Below are 4,716 nucleotides of genomic sequence, written 5' to 3' on the forward strand. Positions count from 1 at the left end.
ACGATTTGTCGACGCCGCTACCCCAGTACCGGTTTCCCGGCCTCGTGCCCGGCGACCGCTGGTGCGTCACCGCGGTGAACTGGCTGCGGGCCTACCACGACGGCTACGCCGCCCCGGTGGTGCTGGCCGCCACCCACGAGCGCACCCTCGACGTGGTGAGCCTGGAAGCGCTCCGGGAGCACGCCGTCGATGTGCCCGACGACCTGGGCAACCTGTGACGAGGACGACGTCATGAAGATGCCCCAGGTGGCGCCCCGCGACGAATGCCCCACAAATACCCGAGCGCCGCTATAGAGACAGTTACTTCTGAGACGAAGATCCGAGACACACCGACCGGGAGAAGAGCGCGCCCTTCCGCGGCCCAAGAGGGTGCCTTACTCGGTTCTGTGATGAGACCCGCGTCAGCACAACACGCTTCGCGCCCGTCCGCGGTGACGACTTTGCGCGGCGGGCCGGGTCTGTATGCGGGACCATTCGGTCAGCGCGGTCGGGCTTTCGCGAGCCCCGGACCCACACACGTCACGCAAGCGCCAAGAACAGCTTCTCCAGTTCGGCTTCGGTCATCGGCGCGGCGCCCTTGGCCGAGGGGCCGTTGGCGCATTCGCGCAGCCCGCTCGCGACAATCTTGAAACCGGCCCGGTCCAGGGCGCGCGATACCGCAGCCAGCTGGGTGATGACGTCCTTACAATCGCGGCCCTGCTCGATCATCGAGATCACCCCGGCGAGTTGCCCCTGGGCGCGGCGCAGCCGATTCAGCACCGCTGCGACGGTGTCTTCGTCACCAACCACGTCTTCCCCTTTTCCGTCAGTCGTGTCTGCCTCAATGATTTTACCCGCGGGGGTATTCCCGACGGTCATGCCGCCGCGGTGTGGGCGTCGGAGTGGCGGGCGAGCCGGCGCAGCGGGCAGTGGGCGTATCGACTACAGGCCAGGGTCGTGGCGGCGGCGAACAAGGTCAGCCCGGCGGCCGCGGCCCCGACGGACGGATGGACCTCCTGGGCCAGCACCAGCGAGGCCATGAACAGCACCATCCAGCCGAACGTCGTGCGCAGTGCCTTGGGATCGACCCAGCGGATCAGACGTCCGCCGACCAGGGCCCCGACGACCGCGGCAGCGGTGACCATGGCCGCCAGCCGCCAGTCGATGTGTTCGGTGGCCAGGTGCCCGGCGAGGCCCGCGAAGGATTGCATCGAGATGACGACCAGGGAGGTACCCACCGCTGCCGGCATCGGCAGCCCGGCCAACAGGGCCAGGGCCGGTACCAGCAGGAAGCCGCCGCCCGCGCCGACGAGTCCGCTGATCACGCCGACGGCTACGCCCAGCAGGGTGATTTTGAGCACCGGCACCGGCTGGTCGCCCGTGGCGACGGTTTCCCTGCGGCCGCGAAGCATCGCGACGCCGGCGGCGATCATGATCACCGCGAACGCGATCAGCAGCACGGTGCCGGGAACGAACCGGGCCAGCCGCCCGCCGGCGTAGGCGCCGGCCATCGCCGCCACGCCGAAGACCGCCGCGACGCGCCAATGCACCCGCCCCGCCCGCGCGTGGGCGATCGCAGCGATCGCGCTGGTCACGCCGACCACCAGCAAGGACATGGCGATGGCATGCCTGGCCTCCGTGCCGGCCACGTAGGCAAGCAGCGGGACCGTCAGGATCGAGCCCCCACCGCCGAGCAAGCCCAGCGACACGCCGACGACGACGGCCAGCACCACGGTCAGCGCGATCATGACGTCCTCTCGGTACGGCTCCCGGCTCAGCACCTTGACTCTGATACCACCGGGGGTATATTCAAAGCATGTTAACACATACCCCTACGGGTATAGCATCTTTTGAGCTCGATACCCTACCCCGTTGGGTACCTTCGGCGCGATCGCCGTTGAGCGACGGTTCGACATCCGAACGCACGAACAGTGAGAGGGCGAAAGGACGAACACCATGAAATTCATCCAGTACTACCTGGAGTGCCTCTCGCACGCCTCGTATCTGATCGGTGACGAGGCGAGCGGGCGCGCCGTCGTCGTCGACCCACAGCGCGACGTGTCCGAGTATCTCGCCGACGCCACCGAGTCCGGCTTGACCATCGAGCTGGTCATCGAGACCCACTTCCACGCCGATTTCCTGTCGGGCCACCTCGAACTTGCGAAGGCGACCGGCGCGAAGATCGTCTACTCGTCGGTTGCCAAGCCGGAATTCGAGTTCATGGGCGTCGACGACGGCGAGCGCTATTCGCTCGGCGACGTCACGCTCGAGTTCCGCCACACTCCCGGGCACACTCCCGAGTCCGTGAGCATCGTGGTGTACGAGCACGCCGACGATACCGTGCCCTACGGCGTGCTCACCGGCGACACCCTGTTCATCGGGGACGTGGGCCGACCCGACCTGCTGGCCTCGATCGGCTTCACCCGCGACGAGCTCGCCGACAAGCTCTACGACTCGCTGCACAACAAGCTGATGACGCTGCCCGACCCGACACGGGTGTACCCCGCCCACGGCGCCGGCTCGGCTTGTGGCAAGAACCTGTCGACCGACCTGTGGTCGACCATCGCCGACCAGAAGGCGACGAACTACGCCCTGCGCGCGCCGGACAAGCCGACGTTCATGCGGCTCGTCACCGAGGGGCAGCCACCCGCCCCGGGTTATTTCATCTACGACGCGATCCTCAACCGCAAGGCCCGCGGACTGCTGGACGAAAGCCAGATGCCCGCTGCGATGACCTATGCGCAGGTGCTCGAGGCGATGGAGGCCGGCGCCGTGCTGGTCGACGGGCGTACTGGAGAGGAGTTCGCCCGAGGCCACCTGTGCCACGCCGTCAACATCGGGCTGGGCGGCCGCTACGCCGAATTCGCCGGTTCGGTGCTGCCGCCCGACCTCGACATCGTCCTGGTCACCGAACCGGGTCAGGAGCTCGAGGGAAAGAACCGGCTCGCCCGAATCGGCTTCGACCGGGTGATCGGCTACCTCGAGGCGCCCTACCAGGTGATGCTCGAGCACCCAGAGGATCTCCAGATCGCATCGCGGTTGACGGCCACGGCATTCGAGGAGCGCACCCTGGGGCCGGTCGGTCTGCAGATCGTCGACGTCCGCAACCCGGCCGAGACCGCGGCCGGCATGATCCCCGGCGCGATCAACATTCCCGTGAGCCAGCTGCCCGGGCGCCTCGACGAGCTCGACGCCACCTTGCCGACCGTCGTGTACTGCCGCGGCGGCTACCGCTCGTCGGTCGCCGCGAGCCTGCTGCGGCAACGCGGCTTCGTCGACGTCAGCGACATCATCGGCGGCTACAACGCCTGGCAAGAAGCGATCCAAACCGTCTGAGCGACAAAGGGAAACCACCATGACCACCGACAAGGATCAGATCCTCATCATCGGCGGCGGGACCGCGGGCATCACGGTCGCGGCCCGCATGCTGCGCAAGGGCTACCCCGACCTCGCGGTCATCGAGCCGTCCACCACGCACTACTACCAGCCGCTGTGGACCCTCGTCGGCGGAGGCCAAGCCAACGCGTCGACGACCGCGCGGCCCGAATCCGCGGTGATGCCCAAGCAGGCCACCTGGATCAGGAATGCCGCCTCGGCCGTGGACCCCGACAACAACACGGTCACATGCGCCGACGGGGCCACCCACGAGTACGACGTCCTCGTGGTCTGCCCGGGTATCCAACTCGACTGGAACAAAACATAGGGACTCGAGGACACGCTGGGCACCGACGGCGTGTCGTCGAACTACCAATTCGACCTCGCCCCGCGCACCTGGGATCTCATCCGCACGATGCGGTCGGGCACCGCGGTGTTCATGATGCCGTCCGGACCCATCAAGTGCGCCGGCGCGCCTCAGAAGATCGCATACCTGGCGTGCGACTTCTGGCGAAAAGAGGGCGTGCGCAACGACATCGACGTCCATCTTGTGATACCCACCCCGCGGATCTTCGGCATCCCGGCAATCGCGGATCACCTCGACGCGATCATCGCCGACTACGGCATCAACTTGCACACCAACTCCGAGGTGACCTCCGTCGACGCCGCGGCGCACAAGGTCGCGGTCAGCGGTGTCGGCGATGGCGGAACCGACACCACGCTGCCCTACGACATGCTGCACGCCGTTCCGCGCCAGTCGGCACCAGACTGGCTCAAGGCCGGCCCGTTGTCGAGCGGGGACGCCAACGGCTACGTCGACATCGACAAGCACACGATGCAGCACGTGCGCCACCCGAACGTCTTCGGCCTCGGCGACGCCGGTTCTTCACCAAACTCGAAGACCAAAGCCGCGATTCGCGAGCAAGCCCCCGTCGTCGCGGACAACATCGACTCGTACCTGAAGCACCAGCCGCTGCGCGCCGCGTACGACGGCTACGCGTCATGCCCGATCGTCACCTCGTCGCACGCGATGCTGTTGGCCGAATTCGACTACTCGCTCGACATGACGCCGTCGTTCCCGCTGCTCGACCCGACGAAGCCACACCGGGCGTACTGGTACCTGAAGAAGTACGGATTGCCCTTCATGTATTGGAATCTGATGCTCAAAGGCCTCGTGTGAGTCCGGCAGTCCAGGGGGACAGGACGAACTAGGCCTCTTCGGCCTCGCTGAATTCGCAGAACGCGTCATAGGCACGCGCGCCGTAGATCGTGGCCGGACCGCCGGCCATCAGGATGCTGACGCCGATTGCCTCGGCCGCCTCTTCCTTGGTTGCTCCGGCGCGCACGGCACCCCGGGCGTGC

At 67.0% G+C, this 4,716-nt stretch carries 5 protein-coding genes and 1 pseudogene; 3 read left to right on the top strand and 3 right to left on the bottom strand.

From position 1 onward, the window contains the following. Nucleotides 1-218, top strand: a 218-nt coding sequence (locus VKG81_RS10265) for a DUF2237 family protein (protein ID WP_324395813.1), incomplete at its 5' end; no start/stop codon positions are given. Nucleotides 219-519: 301 nt separating this feature from the next. On the opposite strand, the gene VKG81_RS10270 is transcribed toward VKG81_RS10265, so the two are convergent. Together VKG81_RS10270 and VKG81_RS10275 are read right to left on the bottom strand one after the other, a co-directional pair. Then, nucleotides 520-789, bottom strand: a complete 270-nt coding sequence (locus VKG81_RS10270; RefSeq protein ID WP_324395815.1) for a metal-sensitive transcriptional regulator — start codon at nucleotides 787-789, stop codon at nucleotides 520-522. Nucleotides 790-854: 65 nt separating this feature from the next. Further along, complete coding sequence (locus tag VKG81_RS10275; RefSeq protein WP_324395816.1) at nucleotides 855-1,727, bottom strand: sulfite exporter TauE/SafE family protein; 873 nt, start codon at nucleotides 1,725-1,727, stop codon at nucleotides 855-857. Between the two features lie 208 nt (nucleotides 1,728-1,935). On the opposite strand from VKG81_RS10275, the gene VKG81_RS10280 reads away from it, so the two are divergent. Both VKG81_RS10280 and VKG81_RS10285 read left to right on the top strand, forming a co-directional pair. Beyond that, the gene (locus VKG81_RS10280) at nucleotides 1,936-3,315 is read left to right on the top strand and encodes an MBL fold metallo-hydrolase (protein ID WP_324395814.1); all 1,380 of its coding nucleotides are present in this window, start codon (nucleotides 1,936-1,938) and stop codon (nucleotides 3,313-3,315) included. Between the two features lie 19 nt (nucleotides 3,316-3,334). After that, nucleotides 3,335-4,534 (top strand): annotated as a pseudogene (locus VKG81_RS10285) (FAD-dependent oxidoreductase). A gap of 28 nt (nucleotides 4,535-4,562) precedes the next feature. Here VKG81_RS10285 and VKG81_RS10290 read toward each other — a convergent pair. After that, a partial coding sequence (locus VKG81_RS10290; protein ID WP_324395817.1) for a carboxymuconolactone decarboxylase family protein occupies nucleotides 4,563-4,716 on the bottom strand: 154 nt, incomplete at its 5' end.

The sequence above is a fragment of the Mycobacterium sp. genome, from assembly GCF_035314905.1.
In the GTDB taxonomy this organism is placed as follows: Bacteria; Actinomycetota; Actinomycetes; order Mycobacteriales; family Mycobacteriaceae; genus Mycobacterium.

Excerpts from the sequence above, each read along its gene's own strand:
- VKG81_RS10275 (WP_324395816.1), bottom strand. The coding sequence starts at position 1,727 with ATGATCGCGCTGACCGTGGTGCTGGCCGTCGTCGTCGGCGTGTCGCTG.
- VKG81_RS10280 (WP_324395814.1), top strand. The coding sequence starts at position 1,936 with ATGAAATTCATCCAGTACTACCTGGAGTGCCTCTCGCACGCCTCGTAT.